Below are 17,196 nucleotides of genomic sequence, written 5' to 3'. Positions count from 1 at the left end.
GCATTGAGGAGAGAGTCATGGCTTACAGCGAAAAGCTGATCGACCACTACGAGAACCCGCGCAACATCGGGTCACTCGACAAGAGTTCGGAAGACGTCGGCACCGGCCTGGTCGGTGCACCGGCCTGCGGCGACGTCATGAAGCTGCAGATCAAGGTCGGCGCCGACGGGTTGATCGAGGACGCCAAGTTCAAGACCTTCGGCTGCGGCTCGGCGATCGCCTCGAGCTCGCTCGTCACCGAATGGGTCAAGGGCAAGACGATCGACGAGGCCGAGACCATCAAGAACACCGACATCGCCAAGCACCTGGCGCTGCCGCCGGTGAAGATCCACTGCTCGGTCCTGGCCGAGGATGCGATCAAGGCGGCGATCGCCGACTATCGCGCCAAGACGGCCAAGAAGGCCGAATAGCTTCAGGCCGAGTAGCTTTAGAGAGAGTGTCATGAGCACGCCCACCACGACGACCGAGGCCGCCAAGCCAGCGGCTCCCGCGCGGCCCCGTCGGCCGCGCCCGCAGGTCATGACTGTGACGCCGGCCGCCGCCGAGCGTGTGAAGGCGCTGATCGACAAGCGCGACAAGCCGACCGTCGGCATCCGCATCGGTGTGCGCAGCAAGGGCTGCTCGGGCATGTCCTACACGCTGGAATATGCCGAAAAGCAGGAGCCGATGGACGAGGTGGTCGACACCGAAGGCGTGAAGCTCTTGATCGATCCCAAGGCGTCGCTGTTCCTGATCGGCACGGTGATGGACTTTGAGGAGGACAAGCTGAAGTCCGGTTTCGTGTTCAAGAACCCCAACGAGAAGGGCCGCTGCGGCTGCGGCGAATCCTTCCACGTCTGATCGGGTCATGGATCACTTCGCGCGGCTGGGACTGCCGGCGGCGCTCGACCTGGAGCTCGCGTCGCTCGACCGGGCTTATTTCGCGCTCCAGCGCCAATGGCATCCCGACCGGTTCGTCGCTAAGCCGGCAGCGGAGCGCGCCAGGGCCTCGGTAGAGGCGGCAGCACTGAACGACGCCTACCGCACGCTGAAGGATCCGCTGAGCCGCGCCGTCTATCTCGCCGAGCTTTCGGGCGTGGAGATGCCGGGCGACGGCAAGACGATCGACGATCCGGAGCTGTTGATGGAAGCGATGGAAGCGCGTGAGGAGCTGCACGATGCCGGATCGGCCGAGGCGGTCGATGCGCTGGCGGCCAAGGTGCGCGAGGACATGAAGGCATCGCTCAATGGCCTCGGCAGTTTGTTCTTGGCAGGCGACAAGCCCGCCATCAGAAAGGCGCTTCTTCGCCTGCGCTATCTCGACAAGTTCGCCGAGGAGGCGCGTGCGCGACGCATGAATCTTGAACGGTCAAGTGTATGACTCTGCTGGAGATTCACGAGCCTGGCGAAACGCCCCTGCCGCATGCCGGCGAGGGCTCGCCGGCGGTCGGCATCGATCTAGGCACGACCAACTCGGTGGTGGCGATCGCGCGCGAGGGCAAGCCCGCCGCACTGCATGACGAGACCGGCAAGGCCATGGTGCCGTCGGTCGTGGGCTATCCGTCGTCCGGCGGCGTGCTGGTTGGCGACGAAGCCCGTCTTCTGATGCCGCAGGAGCCGCGCAACGTCGTGGCGTCGATCAAACGGTTGATGGGCCGTGGCGCTGCCGATCTCCACACCGTGGCCGGTGTGCTGCCCTACGAGATCGAGCCGGGCAGCGGCGAGACCGACATGGTGAAGCTGCGCATCGCCGGCAAGGCGCGCTCGCCGGTCGAGATTTCGGCCGAGATCCTGAAGGCCTTGCGCAAGCGTGCCGAGGCGGCGCTGGACAAGCCTGTCGAGCGTGCCGTGATCACCGTCCCGGCCTACTTCGACGATGCCGCGCGCACGGCGACCCGCGATGCCGCTCGTGTCGCCGGCCTCGAAGTGCTGCGCCTGGTCAACGAGCCGACGGCGGCCGCGCTGGCCTATGGCTTGGACAAGGGCTCGGAGGGGCTCTACGCGGTCTACGACTTGGGCGGCGGCACCTTCGACTTCTCCCTGCTGCGGCTGGAGAAGGGCGTGTTCCAGGTGCTGGCGACCGGCGGCGACACCGCCCTGGGCGGCGACGACTTCGACCGCGCCATCGCCGAGCGCATGCTGGCCGAGCGCAACAAGGACGGGCTCGGCGACCAGATCGACGAAGCTGCGGTGAAGAGCGCGCTGGCGCTTGCCCGCCACATGAAGGAGCAGCTCTCCGATCGCGACCAGACGTCGGGCCGCCTGGAGCTTGTCGGCGTGCCGTCGTTCCACGCACTGACGCGCGCGGAGTTCGACGCGATGATCGCGGACTATGTGAAGCGCACGCTCGACATTGCGCGCCATGTGCTGGGCGATGCCGACATGGCGCCTTCGGAAATCCAGGGCGTGGTGCTGGTCGGCGGCTCGACGCGCGTGCCGCTGGTGCGCGCTGAAGTGGCCAAGATGATAGGCAAGGCGCCGCTCACCGACATCGATCCCGACGAGGTCGTGGCGCTGGGCGCCGCCCTGCAGGCCGAGGCGCTGACCGGGGGTGGCGACACGCTGCTGCTCGACGTCACGCCGCTGTCGCTGGGGCTCGAGACCATGGGCGGCATCGTCGAGAAGGTCGTGCCGCGCAACACGCCGATCCCAGTGCAGCTCGCACAGGATTTCACCACCTACCAGGACGGCCAGACGGCAATGGCGATCCACGTCGTGCAGGGCGAGCGCGAGATGGTCGCCGACTGCCGTAGCCTGGCCCGATTCGAGCTATTGGGCATCCCGCCAATGACGGCCGGCGCGGCGCGCATCCGTGTCAGCTTCGCTGTCGATGCCGATGGCCTGCTCACCGTGTCGGCCGAGGAGCGCACCACCGGTGTGCAGCAGCGCATCGAGGTCAAGCCGTCCTACGGGCTCAGCCACGACGACATGGCCGACATGCTCTACGACAGCCTCGAGAACGCCGAGGCCGACATGACGGCGCGCCTTCTGACCGAGGCCAAGGTCGAGGGTCGCCGCAACCTGCTGGCGCTCGACGCCGCACTCGCCAAGGACGGCGCGCTGCTCGACGCCGCCGAACGAGCCGAACTCGACCAGGGCAGGGCGCGTCTGGAAGCGGCGATGGCCGGCGAGGATCGCGACGAGATCAATGCCGCGGCCGATGCGCTCGAGACGCTCAGCAAGCCGTTCGCCGAACGGCGCATGGACCGCGGCATCCGCGAGGCGCTGGCGGGCAAGTCTGTGAACGAATTGGAGAGCCGGGTAGGCGAGTGACGATGCCGAAGATGACATTCATTCTGAAGGATGGCTCGCGCAAGGAGGTGGAGGCGCCGCTCGGTCTCAGCGTGCTCGAAATCGCCCATCGCAACCATGTCGACATAGAAGGCGCCTGCGAGGGCTCGCTCGCCTGCTCGACCTGCCATGTCGTGGTCGAGAGCGTGTGGTTCGAGAAGCTCGCCCCGGCCAGCGAGGACGAGGAGGACATGCTCGACCTCGCCTTCGGCCTTACCCACACCTCGCGCCTGGGCTGCCAGATCCGCATGACCGAGGCGCTCGACGGGCTGGTCGTCAAGCTGCCGGCGGCGACCCGCAACATGATGGTCGACAAGTAGGGAGGCGGGCCGATGGCGAAGAAGCTGCGCTGGACCGACGTCCAGGACATCGCGATCGAGCTCGAGGAGCACCATCCCGATGTGGACAACGTCAACTTGCGGTTCACGGACCTTCACCGCTGGGTGATGGAACTGCCCGATTTCCAGGACGACCCCAACCGCTCCAACGAGAAGATCCTGGAGGCCATTCAGGCCGCCTGGATCGAGGAACGTGATTAGACGAACGCCCCAATTCGGTCGAAAATCGATGCGTATACAGCATACGGCCGGGAGGGTGTTCATGAGGGGCAACACGATCCGTTCATTGCTGCTGCCGCTGATGCTGGCAGCAGGACTCGGCGCCTGCGCGTCGAACGCTGTTCAACCTGGGATCGTCTATTCGTCGGGCGCTCCCCAGCAGGGCGCCTACGGCGGCGGCCCGTACGGGTCTGGGCCCTATGGACCTGGCACCTACAATAGCGGCGGACCCTATGGGGGCGCCCAACGGGTCAGCTCCAGCTATCCGACCCAGGGCGGTTATCCGAACCAGGGGGCCTATCCCGACCAGGGTGCCTACCCTAACCAAGGCGCGTATCCCAACCAGGCGGCGTACCCGAACCAGGCCTATCCCGCGCAGGGCAGCAACTATGGCGACAGCGGCCGCGTCGTCTCGGTCCGTGAAGTGGCGCTTTCCGGTCCCGGCGGCAGCGGCGGTGGCGGCAACGGGCCGCTGGTCGGCGGTCTCCTGGGCGCCGGCGCCGGCGCCACAATCGGTGCCGTCACCAGCCAGACCTTGGGCGGCGGCATTGTCGGCGCCGTTCTGGGCATGGTGGGCGGCGCCATCATCGGCTCCATTGCCGACGGCCAGCGCGGTGCCGGTCGCGGCATCGAGGTCACGGTGCAGAAGGACGACGGCCAGCAGGTGACGGTCGCGCAGCCCGACGATGGGGATATCCAGTTGGGCGATCGCGTACAGATCGTGCAGAATCGCCAGGGCGTGGCGCAGGTCGTGCGCCAGTCTGCCCGCAGCGCCGATCCGTCGGGCACGTACCAACCGACGCAGTGAGAGAAGGACGACGAATGTTCGGTAAGTGGTTGCTCAGCCTTGTGGTGCCGCTGGCACTCGCCGGTGCTCTCAGCGCTTGCGAAAACAGCGGCGCCGTGCAGCCCGGTGTCGTCAATACCCAGGCGGCCGGCGGCTATCGCGGCGAGACCGGCCGCGTGATCGCCATCCGTGAAGTGCCGGTCAAGAGCGGCAACACCGGCGTGAGCGACGGCACCTTGGTCGGCGGCGGTCTCGGCGCCATCGGCGGTGCCGCGATCGGCGGCGCCACCACCAACTCGGTGGGCGGCGCGGTGGTCGGCGGCCTGTTGGGCGCCGTGGCGGGCGGCATCGCCGGTACGGCGATCGACCAGAACTCGCCGCGCCGCGGCATCGAGGTGACGGTTCAGAAGGACAACGGCCAGCGCGTCACCATCGCCCAGCGCGACGACGGCGACGTCCAGATGGGCGACCGGGTGGCGATCGTCTACAACCGCAACGGCGTGGCCAAGGCCGTCCGCGACACGGGCTACCGGCAGGATTAGTTTCGGGATGGGAGCGCGGGCCTCTGGCCCGCTCATGAATGCGGGCCAGAGGCCCGCGCTCCCATGACAGCTTCGCCATCGGGGCCTATATAGGCCCCGCCATGGCCCGCAATTCCCTCGGTATCGACAAGGCGCCCGGCGACACCCGCGTGGTGGTCGCGATGTCGGGCGGCGTCGATTCGTCGGTCACGGCAGGACTCCTGAAGGAGCAGGGCTACGACGTCGTCGGCATCACCCTTCAGCTCTACGACCATGGCGTCGCCGTCGGCAGGACCGGCGCCTGCTGCGCCGGCCAGGACATCCAGGACGCCCGCCTGGTCGCCGAGCGCCTGGCCATCCCGCACTACGTGCTCGACTACGAAAGCCGCTTCCGCGCCGAGGTCATGGATTCGTTCGCCGACTCCTACGTCCGCGGCGAGACGCCGGTGCCCTGTATTGCCTGCAATCGGACAGTGAAGTTCCGCGACCTGTTGAAGACGGCGCGCGAGCTGGGCGCCGAGGCGCTGGCGACCGGCCACTACGTGCGGCGCGTGATGGGCAAGGCGGGACCCGAACTGCATCGTGGCGCCGATCCGGCGCGCGACCAGAGCTACTTCCTGTTCGGCACGACGACTGAGCAGCTCGACTTCCTGCGCTTTCCGCTCGGCCACATGCCCAAGAGCGAGACGCGTGCCTTGGCCGAGCGCTACGAGCTTGCCGTCGCCGACAAGCCCGACAGCCAGGACATCTGCTTCGTGCCCAACGGCGACTACGCCTCGGTGGTGCAGAAGCTGCGGCCCGAGGCCGCCGAACCTGGCGACATCGTCGACCTGCAGGGCCGCGTCGTCGGCCGGCACGACGGCATCGTGCGCTTCACGGTCGGCCAGCGCCGCGGTCTGGCGCTGGGCGAGCGGGCGGGCACCGACAATGAGCCGCTCTATGTCGTGCGCCTGGAGCCCGAGACGCGCCGCGTCGTCGTCGGCCCGCGCTCGGCGCTCGGCCGCAGCGAAATCGCGCTCTACGACGTGAACTGGCTTGGCCCGAAATTCGACGGCGCGCTGCCGGTGAAGGTCCGCGTGCGCTCCTCGCAGGCGCTGCGGCCAGCGGAGATTTGCCTCGCAACTGACGGCGCGACGGTGCGCTTCACGGAGCCCGAAGTCGGCGTCTCGCCGGGCCAGGCCTGCGTTGTCTACGACGCCGACAGCGGCAGCCGCGTCCTGGGCGGCGGCTTCATCCGGCGCTTCGCTTAATGATGAAGTTCGACCATCTCGCGCTGCCGGTCAGCAATCTCGACCGGTCGCGCGAGTGGTACATCGCGACGCTCGGTCTGAAGGTCGAGTTCGAGATCCCCGCCCGCCACGCGGTGGCGCTGCAGGACGGCGAGGGCTTTGCGATCTTCCTGGAGGAGAGGCCGGTTGTGCCGAACGGCATCGCACTCTGGTTCCAGGTCGACGATGTCGACAGGACCTTCACCGAATGGACGGCGCGCGGCGTCGCCTTCGCCCATGGTCCGCAGAAGAATTTCTGGGGATACGGGCCGGAACTGACCGACCCCGACGGCTACATCGTCCGCCTGTGGGACGAGCGCACGATGAAGGAGAAGTAGGACGCTGTAACTGAAGCGTCACTCGCCGTCCGCATAACGGCGCGATGGTAAGCAGTAGTTCATTGTCGCGACGCGAGTCGCTTGTTCGCGCAGCATTCCTCCTGGCCTTCGCGGCCGCACCCGCCACGGCATCGGCGCAGCCGGGCGCGTATCCTGCAAAGCCGGTCAAGCTGGTCATTCCCTACCCGCCGGGCGGAGGAACCGACATCACAGGACGCGCCATGGCGCAGAAGCTGTCGGAGTTCCTGGGCCAGTCCGTCGTCATCGAGAACAAGCCGGGAGCCACCGGCATGATCGGCGCGGCGAGCGTCGCCAAAAGTGCGCCGGACGGCTACACGGTGCTCTTCGGCGCGGCGAGCGAGATGGCGATCAACGCCAGCCTGTTCAAGAACATGACCTACGATCCGCGTAGCGACTTCGAGCCGGTGACCCTGGTCGCGACCTTTCCGCTGGTGTTCATTGCGCCCGCGACTACGACCCAATCGCTTAAGGAATTGATCGAGGCCGCGCGCGCCAAGCCGGATTCCGTGAGCTACGGCTCGATCGGCAGCGGCAGCCCGCAGCATCTCGCCGCCGAGCTGCTGTCGAGCATGGCCAAGGCCAGGTTCCTGCACATTCCGTACAAGGGCTCGGGGCCGCTGGTTCAGGATGCGGTCGGTGGGCATGTCGATATGGCCGTGAGCAGCGTGCCGCCGGCGGTGCCGCTGGTCAGGTCGGGCAAGCTCCGCGCGCTCGCGGTGACGTCTTCGGCAAGGTCGGAGGCATTGCCCGATGTGCCGACGATGGCGGAACTGGGCTTCGCCGGCTACGAGTTCAACACCTGGGTCGGTGTCGCCGTGCCCAAGGGCACCCCGAAGGAGGTCGTCGATCGGCTGCGCGACGGCATGGTCGCCGCCCTCGCCGCCGCTGAGGTGCAGGCCACGTTGCGCGACCAGGGAGCCGTCCCGGCCGGCACGACCGCCGAGCAGTTCCGCCAGTTCGTGCACGATGAGGTCGCCAAGAGTGACCGCATTGTGTCGCAGGCCGGCATCCAGCCGGAATGAGCCTTTCTTGACACTCCGCCACCCCTCCGCATAAAAGCGCGCACCCCATGGCTGGGTAGCTCAGCTGGTTAGAGCACGGCACTCATAATGCCGGGGTCGGCGGTTCAAGTCCGCCCCCAGCTACCATGGGGTCTTTCTCAGGCTAATGGCTCGATTCGAGTGCAGCAGTGGCCATGGCGAGGGCCTTAAGCGCCGCCAGGCACTCGCGCTTGGCCTGGCTATGTCCGGCGTAGCGGCTTCGGCCGGGGCGGCGTCGGGCGTTCGCATCCTCGCCTCGTCCGAGCAACTTCGACCGTCCTACGACACCGTTGTCGTCGGTGCGGGTTCAGCGGGCTGCGTGCTGGCTCATCGCCTGGGCAGGGCAGGGCGGCGCGTCCTGGTGATCGAGGCTGGCGGTCGGGCGAACCTGCCCGCGGTCGCCGACCCGCCGCAATGGCCGACGCTGTCCGGCAGCGCCCTCGATTGGCGCTATGCGACGGTCCCGCAGCCGGGTTTGGATGGCCGCATTGTCCCCTATCCGCGGGGCAAGGCTGTCGGCGGCTCGAGCGTCATCAATGCGCTCGCCTATCAAGCGGGTCATCCGGCAGCCTACGATCGTTGGCCTCCGGGATGGCGGCACGCCGATCTCTTGCCGTACTTCAAGCGTGCCGAGACCTTCTCCGGCGGCGGCAATGCGTGGCGTGGCGGCGATGGTCCGCTGCATGTCCTTTCCCTGGCGGATGTTCGTGATCGGACGCCGGTGGCGTCGGCCTTCATCGCCGCGGCTGAGGAGCGCGGCTTTGCGATGACGCCGGACCTCGGTGGCGCGGTCACCACAGGCGTCGCCTGGAACCAGCTCAGCGTCAGGAGGCACGCGCGCGACGATGCGGCGACCGCCTTCCTCGACAGCCTTGGCGATGCCAACGTCGACCTCCTCGTCGATGCTCAGGTGCTCGGGCTGGTGATCGAGCGCGGTCGTTGCCTCGGCGTGCGCCTTGCGGGGCAGATCGTGCAGCCCGAAGGCGAAGTCCTGCTTTGTGCCGGGGCGATCGATTCGCCGCGTCTGCTGATGATTTCGGGTGTGGGGCCCGCCGATGCCCTGCGCTCTCTCGGCATAGCCGTCGCCGTCGACATGCCCGATGTCGGTGCCAACCTCGAGGATCACCTCCTGCTTGCCGGCGTAGCGTTCCGGGCGCGCCGCGAGGTGCAGCGCTCGCACTACAACCATGCCGACGCGCTGCTCTACGTGCCGCATGCGAAAGCGGGCGAAAGTCCCGATCATCTCATCATGTGCCTTTCGCTGCCCTTCGTGCAGCCGGCCGTCGGTGCGTTGCCGCCACCTGCATATACCTTGGTACCGTGCCTGATGCGGCCATTGAGCCGCGGCAGCGTGCGCCTTGCCTCTGCGGATCCGATGGCGCCGGCGCTCATTGATCCGAACTACCTGTCGGACCCCAGTGACCTTGAGAGCCTGGTCGCGGCGGTGACGTTGGCGCGCGAGATCGGCGCAGCCTCGGCCTTTGCCGACTGGCGGGCCGAAGAGGTCTATCCGGGTCGTAACTGGCAGGACACTGCCGCGCGGCATGACTTTGTGCGTCGCGCAGCGCGGTCGTTCCACCATCCCGTCGGCACGTGCCGCATCGGCGCCGTCGTTGACGCCGCGTTGCGCGTCCAGGGTGTGACCGGCCTGCGTGTGATCGACGCGTCGGTGCTACCTGGACTTCCCGCAGCCATGATCAACGCTGCCGTTACGGCCGTGGCGGAGCGAGCCAGCGATATCGTGTTGGGCGGGTAGGGGACGGGCGGTGTTGTAGAGCGACGCGTCTCGGACTTATATCGAGCCCGATGATCCTCGTCGCCGGCTTGGTTGTCTTCCTGCTGCTGGTGCTCGCGCTCTGGCTCCTGTCGCTGCCGGCCAACAGGCCGGCCTACGCGCGGCCGGTCTTCTATCTCGCGCTGGTCGTGGCGGCGTTGATCGTCGGGTTCATCTATCACTCCGCATAGGAGAGGCGCCCAACCGACAAGCGGTTGATCCGGACCCGCAGGCAGTTTCAATGCGCGCTATCTTCGTGCAGATTACATGGCGCCATTAGAGGTTTCAAAACAACAATCGGAGACTGGGCAATTAGGCCGACAGGCTCCACCGAAGAGGAAATTCGATGACCGTCAAAGACGCAGACGCCACCAGTACCGGTTCCGACGAAGCCCCGACGGCAGAACCTACTTTTGACCGCCGTGGGTTCATGGTCCTGGGCGCAGGCGGCCTGCTGGCGGCCGTGCTGCAGAGCGCCCGCCCGGCCGCAGCGCAAAGTGCCCAGCGGCGCGGGACCCTGGTCATCGCACTGGATATCAGCGATGCCACCGGCCTCGACCCGGTGCGCGTCTACCAGTACTCCAACCCGCTGCCGACCCATGCCGCCTATGACGGGATGGTCACCTTCGATCCGGGTGATTCGGTCAACCTGAAGCCGGCGCTGGCCACCGAGTGGGCCTACCAGCCTGACGGGAAGACGGTGCGGCTGAAGCTGCGTACCGACGTGAAGTTCGCGTCCGGCAAGCCGATGACCGCCGAGGATGTCCGCTTCTCCTTCACCCGGCAGCTCAACATCAAGGACCAGCCCTGGCAGTACATCTCGCACATCGAGGAGGTGAAGGTCGTCGACCCCCACACGGTGGACATCGTGCTGAAGGACCCGAAGCTGCCGCTGATGACCATCATCGCCACCCCGGCCTTCGGCGTGCTGGAGAAGGAGGCGGTGATCGCCCATGGTGGCACCGACGCGCCCGATGCCAAGGAGAAGGACAAGGCCACCGAGTGGCTCAATGAGAATTCCGCCGGCACGGGTCCGTACCGCCTGACCGGCTGGCAGCGCAACCAGCAGATCCAGATGGTGAAGAACCCGAATTACTGGAAGGGGACTCCTGGTTACGAGCGCGTCCTGATCCGCCACATGAGCGAGAGTGCGGCGCAGCTCCTTGCCATCCAGCGCGGCGACGTCGACGTGGCGTTCAACCTCATTCCGGAGCAGATCGCCACGCTGAAGGGCGATCCCAACATTTCCATCGCGGGCATGACCAGCCTCGACTTCATCTATATGGCCGTGGTCGAGGCGCCGACGAACCCGGCGCTGCAGAACAAGCTGGCGCGGCAGGCCATCGGCTACGCCATCGACTACGACGGCATCATCAAGAATCTCATCGGCGGCAACGCCGTCCGACCCGTGAGCTTCCTGCCCGTCGGTGTCAACGGCTCGACCGAGGAGCTGACCAAGGAGATCGGCTTCCGCGAAGATCTCGCAAAGTCGAGGCAGTTGCTGGCGCAGGCCGGCATGCCGGACGGATTCAAGTTCGCGCTGTCCTACGGCAATGCCGCGATCGCCGGCGTCGGCTACCAGAACCTGGCGCAGAAGCTGCAGTCCGACCTGGCGCGCGTTGGTATCAAGGCCGAGCTGACGCCGATGGACCAGGTCAACATGCGGACCATGTATCTGGGCGGCAAGCTCGAGGCCGCCCTGACGTTCTGGAATCCGCCCGCGCCGGAGAACTGGCTGTGGAGCAGCGCCACGATCAACCGCGTGGCGGGCCGCGTGCACTGGAAGGTGCCCGACGATGTCCGCAAGCTGGTGGCCGACGCCGGTGCGGAACGCGATTTGGCGAAGGGCGCCGCGCTCTACAAGCAATACCAGCAGGCGATGGTCGATGCGGCCCACCACTTCGTGCTGATCCAGCCGATCTATCAGGTGGCGGTGCGCAAGAACGTGTCCGGCCTGAAACTGACGGCGGCAGGCTGGATGGCCGAGCTGGGCGGAGCCAAGCCCGCTTGATGCTTCCCGTCATCCCGAGCGGAGCGAAGCGTAGTCGAGGGACCTCTTCTTGTCGGCGGGGCGTCAAAAAAAGGTCCCTCCACTACGCCTCGCTTCGCTCGGCTCCGGTCGGGATGACGGAATTTGGTAGCGGGGATGATGCCGCATGATCCGTTATGTCGTCTCGCGCCTGGTGGTCTCGGTGGCCATGGTGCTGCTTGCAACCCTCGTCATCTTCCTGATCGCCAATACCGTGCCCGGCGATCCGGTGCTGACGGCACTCGGCGACATGGCGGCCTCCGATCCGGCGCAGGTGGCGGAGTTCCGCGCCCGGTGGGGTCTCGACCTGCCGCTGTGGCATCAATACTGGCTGTTCCTCGAACGGCTGGCGCATGGTGATCTCGGTGTGTCGATCTCCTCGCGTCGGCCGGTGCTGCAGGACATCATCGACTACGCCCCCGCGACCCTCGAGCTCGCGACGGTCGCCTTCATTCTTTCCGTCCTGGTGGGCCTGCCGCTCGGCGTGCTGGCGGCGGTGCGGCGAGACACTGTCATCGATCATGTCGCCCGTGCGGTCTCGCTGATTGGCGTCTCGGCACCGACCTTCTGGCTGGCCTTCATTGCGCTCGCGGTGTTCTACGGCCAGCTGAACTGGGCGCCGGGTCCGGGGCGCCTCGATGCGGTCTCGTTTCCGCCCGACCGCATCACCGGATTGCTGCTGATCGACACCGCGCTGCAGGGCGACTGGGAGACGTTCCATGACGCCGCGGCGCATCTGGTGCTGCCGTCCATCGTGCTCGCCGCTGCCACGCTGGGCCTGATCACCCGCACCACGCGCGCCGCCATGCTCGAGGCGCTGAGCCAAGACTATGTGCGGGTGGCGAAGGCCAAGGGTCTGCGGGGTCGGCTGATCGTCGTCGGCCATGCCTTGCCCAACGCCATGCTGCCGGTGGTGACGCTCGGCGGTCTCGCCTACGCCAACCTGCTGGCCGGCGCGGTGATGACGGAGACCGTGTTCTCCTGGCCCGGTCTCGGCCGCTACACCTTCCGCAGCGCGGTGACGGTCGACTTCCCGGCCATCATGGCCGTCACCGCCATCGTCGCGGCGATCTTCGTTCTGGTGAACTTCCTGGTCGACATGTCCTACGCCCTGCTCGATCCGCGCGTGGTGAAGAAATGAGCGACATCGCTCTCCCTGCGATCGCCTCTCCACGCACCCGGTGGCTGCGCCGCTACGGCCTCGCGTCGTTCGGCGCGGTGATCATCCTGGCCTGGATCTTCGCGGCTATCTTCGCGCCATGGCTCACCCGATATGATCCGAACTTCGTCGACGTGGCGGCGCGTCTGCAGCCGCCGTCGGCCAGCCACTGGCTTGGCACGGACGCGCTGGGGCGCGACGTGGCGACGCGTGTCATCTATGGCGCCCGCGTGTCGCTCACCGTCGGCATGGTCGTGGTGCTGGTGGGCGCGCTGTTCGGCACGCTGCTCGGCGCCTCCGCGGCCTATGCGCGGGGCTGGGCGGAAGAAGGCCTGATGCGGCTGACCGACCTGGTCTTCTGCTTCCCGCCGATCATCCTGGCGATGGCAATCGCTGCCGCGCTCGGAATCGGCACGGTGAACACCGTCATCGCGATGCTGGTGGTGTGGTGGCCGAAATTCGCCCGGCTTTCCCGCAGCCTGGTGATCTCGCAGCGCTCCATGGAGTATGTGGAAGCGGCGCAGTCCATCGGCTTTGGCCCGGCCCACATCCTGCTACGCCAGATCATCCCCAACGCCATCGGGCCGCTCGTCGTGCTGGTCACCTTAGACCTCGGCAACGCCATCCTGGTGTTCGCCGGGCTGTCCTTTCTCGGCTTGGGTACGGTGCCGCCGACACCGGAATGGGGTTCGATGGTCGGCGAGGGGCGTGAGCTGGTGCAGCAATGGTGGGTGGCCACCTTTCCGGGTCTGGCCATCCTGACGGTGGTGATGGCCTTCAATTTCATGGGCGACGGCTTCCGCGATTGGCTCGATCCGCATGCCAACCGCCGCTGAACCTCTCCTGCAGGTTCGCGATCTGCGCACCTGGTTCCTGACGGATTCCGGCCCCGTCCGCGCGGTCGACGGCGTCAGCTTCGACGTGCATGCCGGCGAGACGCTGGGCGTGGTGGGGGAGTCCGGCTCCGGCAAGAGCGTCTGCGCCAAGTCGATCATGCGCCTGCTCGACGAGCCGGCGCGGATCGTCGGCGGCTCGATCCTGTTCAAGGGGCGCGACCTCGCGCATCTCGACGACGAGGGAATTCGCGAAGTGCGCGGCCGCGAGATCGCCATGGTGTTCCAGGATCCCATGACGTCGCTGAACCCGGTCCTGCGCATAGCGCGACAGCTCATCGAGGCGATGACGGCGCACGGCCGCTTCACCGCGGCGGCGGCGCGCAGCCGCGCCATCGACCTGCTGCGGCGCATGGGCGTGGCCTCGGCCGACCGCACGGTGAATTCGTTCCCCCATCAATTCTCCGGTGGCATGCGCCAGCGCGTGATGCTGGCCATGGGCTTCTCCAACGAGCCTTCCCTGCTCATTGCAGACGAGCCGACCACGGCGCTCGACGTGACGATCCAGGCGCAGATCCTGGATCTGCTGCGCGGGCTGAACCGCGACCTCGGCACCGCCGTCATCCTGATCAGCCACGACCTCGGCGTGATCGCCAACATCTGCTCGCGCGTGCTGGTGATGTACGCGGGGGAGGTGGTCGAGGAAGGTGCGCCTGAGGAACTGCTGACCGATCCGCGCCATCCTTATACCTGGGCGCTGCTGCATGCCGCGCCGCGGATCGATGCGCAGGCCGAGGATCGCCGGCTTATCACCATAGAAGGCCAGCCGCCGGACCCGCGCGCCTGGCCATCCGGTTGCCGCTTTCGTGCGCGCTGTCCCTTTGCCGTCGAGAAATGCGCGGAACATCCCGAGCTGTTGCCGGTGGCAGCGGGCCGTGCTGCGCGGTGCTGGGTGACGCAGGAGGGCGGCTCGTTGCACACCCCCGAACGCGCCCGCCCGGTAGTTGCCGCGCCTGTCGACGCGACACCGGCGGCGCCGATTCTCGAGGTCTCGGGCCTGCAGAAGCATTTTCCGCTTCCGAAGGAGGCCTTCTTCGAGCGCCAGCGGGTGCTGCGCGCCGTCGATGGCGTCGACCTGCAGGTCTTTGCCGGCGAAACCGTCGGATTGGTGGGCGAATCGGGTTGCGGCAAGTCGACGTTGGCGCGGCTGGTCACGCGGCTGCACGAACCGACGGACGGCAAGATCGTCTTTGCCGGCACCGACATTACCCATGCCAGCCTGTCGGCGATCCGCCCGCTGCGGCGACGCATGCAGATGATCTTCCAGGACCCGTACGCGTCACTCAATCCGCGCATGACGATCGGCGAGATCCTCGCCGGTCCGCTGATCCTGCACGGCATCGCCGGGGATGCGGCAGCGGCCCGAACGCGGGTGGCCGAACTGCTCGACCTCGTCGGCCTGCCGGGCCAGTCGGTGACACGTTATCCGTATGAGTTCTCCGGTGGCCAGCGGCAGCGCATCTCCATCGCCCGCGCCTTGGCGGTAGGCCCGGATTTCGTGGTTGCCGACGAACCGATCTCGGCGCTCGACGTCAACATCCAGGCACAGATCATCAACCTGATGGTCGACCTGCAGGAACGGCTGGGGCTGACCTACCTGTTCATCGCGCACGATCTCGCCGTGGTCCGCCATGTCTGCGACCGCATCGCGGTGCTCTATCTCGGCAAGATCATGGAGGTGGGTCCGGCCGCGTCATTGTTCGCGCGTCCGCTGCATCCCTACACACGCACCCTGATCTCCGCCGCGCCGGTGCCCGATCCACGCGTCGAGCGCACGCGCCGGCACGTGCCGATGAAGGGCGAACCGCCGAGCGCGCTGAACCCGCCGAGCGGCTGCCGCTTCCGCACGCGCTGCCCGATCGCCGAAGAGCGTTGTACCCGCGAGGAGCCGCCCCTGTTGGAGGCCGCCCCAGGCCAGCGCGTCGCCTGCCACTTCCCGGGACGGCTGACCTAGACCAACGCTCGCGACCTCTGACTCATGATCCCGTGAAGGGATCATCCGGCATGCCGGGATCGCTTCTTCGCTGCTCGCCCTCGCTTGGACGCGACCCGGCGCGCCGCCGCCAGCGCGAGCCGCGCCCAGGCGACAAGCTCATCGGGTTCGTCGAACAACCGCTCCGGCGCGCGCCAGAAGGAGAGGTCGATGGTGTTGCCGCCCTTGGCATAGTTGAGGGGCGGCGAGGACGCTGCCTCCTCGAAGGCCTCGCGGTTGTCGTCGTCGACCCTGAGATAGAGCATGTTGTCGGTCACCATCCCGAACATCACGCCGTCGCAGAACACGCCGGTCTTGCCGAACATGCGGCGCAGGGTGACGCGACCGAGCGGCTCGAGCTGCTCGCGCAGGAATTCGGCGAAGCTGTCGCTGGCGACCATCCCCTGAGGATAGCTCTTTATTTTGTGGTCTTCCTTCGCCACGTTAGGTCCATGGCCAGCGGACATACGCATCAGACTGACGTCGTCATCGTAGGAGCCGGGCCGGTCGGCCTGTTCGCCGTGTTCGAATGCGGCATGGTGCGGCTGCGTTGCCACGTCATTGACGTGCTCGACGACGCTGGCGGCCAGTGCACGGCGCTCTATCCCGAGAAGCCGATCTACGACATCCCGGGCTTCCCGCGCATCGAGGCGGCGGAGCTGGTGGTGCGCCTGAAGGCCCAAGCGGCGGCGTTCCGGCCGGTCTATCACCTCGGCGAGCAGGTCCAGGGCCTGGAGAAGCTGAGCGGCGGGTTCTGGAAGGTCACGACCTCCAAGGGCACCGTGGTGCAGGCGCGCGCCGTGATCATCGCGGCCGGCGTCGGCGCCTTCGGGCCCAACCGGCCGCCCTTGCCAGGGATCGAAGCTTACGAGGGCAAGAGCGTCTTCTACTATGTCACGCAGCGCGAGGCCTTCCGCGGCAAGCGCGTGGTGATCGCGGGCGGCGGCGACACGGCCGTCGACTGGGCGCTGTCGCTGGCCGAGATCGCGGGTCGCGTCTCGGTGATCCATCGCCGCGACAAGTTCCGCGCCGCACCCGAGAGCGAGGCCCAGCTCAAGGCGCTCGCCAAGTCGGGCAAGCTCGATCTCGTCGTGCCCTATCAGCTTCATGGCCTGGAAGGCGCCGCGGGCCAGCTCACGGCGGTGACCGTCGCCACGCTCGACGGCGACGCCAGGCGGATCGAGGCCGACGCGCTGCTGCCGTTCTTCGGCCTGTCGATGTCGCTGGGGCCGATCGCCGACTGGCAGCTCGAGCTGCAGCACAACCAGATCGCCGTCGACGCCTCGACGACGGCGACCAGCAAGCCCGGCATCTTCGCCATCGGCGACGTCGTCACGTATCCTGGCAAGCTGAAGCTGATCCTGACCGGCTTCGCCGAAGCGGCCATCGCCGCGCGCTCGGCCTATGCGCTGATCCATCCCGAGACGCCGCTGCACTTCGAGTATTCGACGACGTCGGGGTTGCCGACGGCCTGAGCGCTGGGGGCGCGCCACTCCAGTGGCGCGTCATGTCTTCCGGACCGCGCGCATCTTGCGCGCTCATGAGCTTGAGCGCGCTGGAAGCGCGC

The 17,196-nt window shown here is 67.2% G+C and carries 19 protein-coding genes and 1 tRNA gene; 19 read left to right on the top strand and 1 reads right to left on the bottom strand.

Annotation, left to right across the window (positions count from 1 at the left end; translation table 11 throughout):
* Window positions 1–17 precede the first annotated feature (17 nt).
* The 18 genes from iscU (at window position 18) to RSO01_RS04225 (ending at window position 15,611) form a co-directional block, all read left to right on the top strand.
* Entirely contained in the window at window positions 18–410 is a 393-nt protein-coding gene (gene iscU, locus RSO01_RS04305) for a Fe-S cluster assembly scaffold IscU (RefSeq protein WP_147146563.1), read from the top strand.
* Window positions 411–441: 31 nt separating this feature from the next.
* Window positions 442–840, top strand: a complete 399-nt coding sequence (locus tag RSO01_RS04300) for a HesB/IscA family protein (RefSeq protein ID WP_218037237.1) — start codon at window positions 442–444, stop codon at window positions 838–840.
* A gap of 7 nt (window positions 841–847) precedes the next feature.
* Window positions 848–1,360, top strand: coding sequence for a Fe-S protein assembly co-chaperone HscB (hscB, locus tag RSO01_RS04295; RefSeq protein WP_147146561.1), 513 nt, complete (start codon window positions 848–850; stop codon window positions 1,358–1,360).
* Window positions 1,357–3,252, top strand: a complete 1,896-nt coding sequence (gene hscA, locus RSO01_RS04290) for a Fe-S protein assembly chaperone HscA (protein WP_147146559.1) — start codon at window positions 1,357–1,359, stop codon at window positions 3,250–3,252. The genes hscB and hscA overlap by 4 nt, the downstream gene beginning before the upstream one ends.
* Before the next feature lie 11 nt (window positions 3,253–3,263).
* A complete protein-coding gene (locus RSO01_RS04285) occupies window positions 3,264–3,590 on the top strand; it encodes a ferredoxin family 2Fe-2S iron-sulfur cluster binding protein (protein WP_308933083.1) in 327 nt (108 codons plus the stop codon).
* A 12-nt stretch (window positions 3,591–3,602) separates the two neighbouring features.
* Complete coding sequence (gene iscX / locus RSO01_RS04280) at window positions 3,603–3,809, top strand: Fe-S cluster assembly protein IscX (RefSeq protein ID WP_218037236.1); 207 nt, start codon at window positions 3,603–3,605, stop codon at window positions 3,807–3,809.
* A 61-nt stretch (window positions 3,810–3,870) separates the two neighbouring features.
* Window positions 3,871–4,635: a hypothetical protein gene (locus RSO01_RS04275; protein WP_147146555.1), complete on the top strand. Its 765-nt coding sequence runs from the start codon at window positions 3,871–3,873 to the stop codon at window positions 4,633–4,635.
* Window positions 4,636–4,649: 14 nt separating this feature from the next.
* Window positions 4,650–5,156 (top strand): glycine zipper domain-containing protein, encoded by a 507-nt coding sequence (locus RSO01_RS49740; protein ID WP_170302838.1) that lies wholly within the window; start codon window positions 4,650–4,652, stop codon window positions 5,154–5,156.
* Window positions 5,157–5,257: 101 nt separating this feature from the next.
* The gene (gene mnmA, locus RSO01_RS04265) at window positions 5,258–6,385 is read left to right on the top strand and encodes a tRNA 2-thiouridine(34) synthase MnmA (RefSeq protein WP_218037235.1); all 1,128 of its coding nucleotides are present in this window, start codon (window positions 5,258–5,260) and stop codon (window positions 6,383–6,385) included.
* Window positions 6,385–6,741, top strand: a complete 357-nt coding sequence (locus tag RSO01_RS04260; protein WP_147146549.1) for a VOC family protein — start codon at window positions 6,385–6,387, stop codon at window positions 6,739–6,741. Before mnmA ends, RSO01_RS04260 begins: the two co-directional genes overlap by 1 nt.
* Window positions 6,742–6,803: 62 nt before the next feature.
* Complete coding sequence (locus RSO01_RS04255; RefSeq protein ID WP_170302837.1) at window positions 6,804–7,784, top strand: Bug family tripartite tricarboxylate transporter substrate binding protein; 981 nt, start codon at window positions 6,804–6,806, stop codon at window positions 7,782–7,784.
* Window positions 7,785–7,833: 49 nt separating this feature from the next.
* Window positions 7,834–7,910 (top strand) — tRNA-Met (locus RSO01_RS04250).
* Window positions 7,911–7,929: 19 nt separating this feature from the next.
* The gene (locus RSO01_RS04245; protein WP_147146545.1) at window positions 7,930–9,558 is read left to right on the top strand and encodes a GMC family oxidoreductase; all 1,629 of its coding nucleotides are present in this window, start codon (window positions 7,930–7,932) and stop codon (window positions 9,556–9,558) included.
* Window positions 9,559–9,608: 50 nt separating this feature from the next.
* A complete protein-coding gene (locus RSO01_RS47100; protein WP_170302836.1) occupies window positions 9,609–9,767 on the top strand; it encodes a hypothetical protein in 159 nt (52 codons plus the stop codon).
* 155 nt (window positions 9,768–9,922) lie between these two features.
* Window positions 9,923–11,587, top strand: coding sequence for an ABC transporter substrate-binding protein (locus RSO01_RS04240; RefSeq protein ID WP_147146543.1), 1,665 nt, complete (start codon window positions 9,923–9,925; stop codon window positions 11,585–11,587).
* A gap of 145 nt (window positions 11,588–11,732) precedes the next feature.
* The gene (locus tag RSO01_RS04235; protein ID WP_147146541.1) at window positions 11,733–12,746 is read left to right on the top strand and encodes an ABC transporter permease; all 1,014 of its coding nucleotides are present in this window, start codon (window positions 11,733–11,735) and stop codon (window positions 12,744–12,746) included.
* Complete coding sequence (locus RSO01_RS04230; RefSeq protein ID WP_147146539.1) at window positions 12,743–13,600, top strand: ABC transporter permease; 858 nt, start codon at window positions 12,743–12,745, stop codon at window positions 13,598–13,600. The genes RSO01_RS04235 and RSO01_RS04230 overlap by 4 nt, the downstream gene beginning before the upstream one ends.
* Window positions 13,584–15,611 (top strand): ABC transporter ATP-binding protein, encoded by a 2,028-nt coding sequence (locus RSO01_RS04225; protein WP_147146537.1) that lies wholly within the window; start codon window positions 13,584–13,586, stop codon window positions 15,609–15,611. Before RSO01_RS04230 ends, RSO01_RS04225 begins: the two co-directional genes overlap by 17 nt.
* A gap of 41 nt (window positions 15,612–15,652) precedes the next feature.
* On the opposite strand, the gene RSO01_RS04220 is transcribed toward RSO01_RS04225, so the two are convergent.
* Window positions 15,653–16,030, bottom strand: a complete 378-nt coding sequence (locus tag RSO01_RS04220) for a TfoX/Sxy family protein (protein ID WP_147146535.1) — start codon at window positions 16,028–16,030, stop codon at window positions 15,653–15,655.
* Window positions 16,031–16,081: 51 nt separating this feature from the next.
* Here RSO01_RS04220 and RSO01_RS04215 point away from each other — a divergent pair, with 51 nt between their 5' ends.
* Window positions 16,082–17,104: an NAD(P)/FAD-dependent oxidoreductase gene (locus RSO01_RS04215; protein ID WP_147146533.1), complete on the top strand. Its 1,023-nt coding sequence runs from the start codon at window positions 16,082–16,084 to the stop codon at window positions 17,102–17,104.
* The last annotated feature ends 92 nt before the right edge of the window (window positions 17,105–17,196 follow it).

The sequence above is a fragment of the Reyranella soli genome (assembly GCF_007992495.1).
GTDB classification, from domain to species: domain Bacteria; phylum Pseudomonadota; class Alphaproteobacteria; order Reyranellales; family Reyranellaceae; genus Reyranella; species Reyranella soli.
The sequence above is the reverse complement of the archived record's forward strand: the minus strand, read 5'-3'. Positions and strand labels throughout refer to the sequence as shown.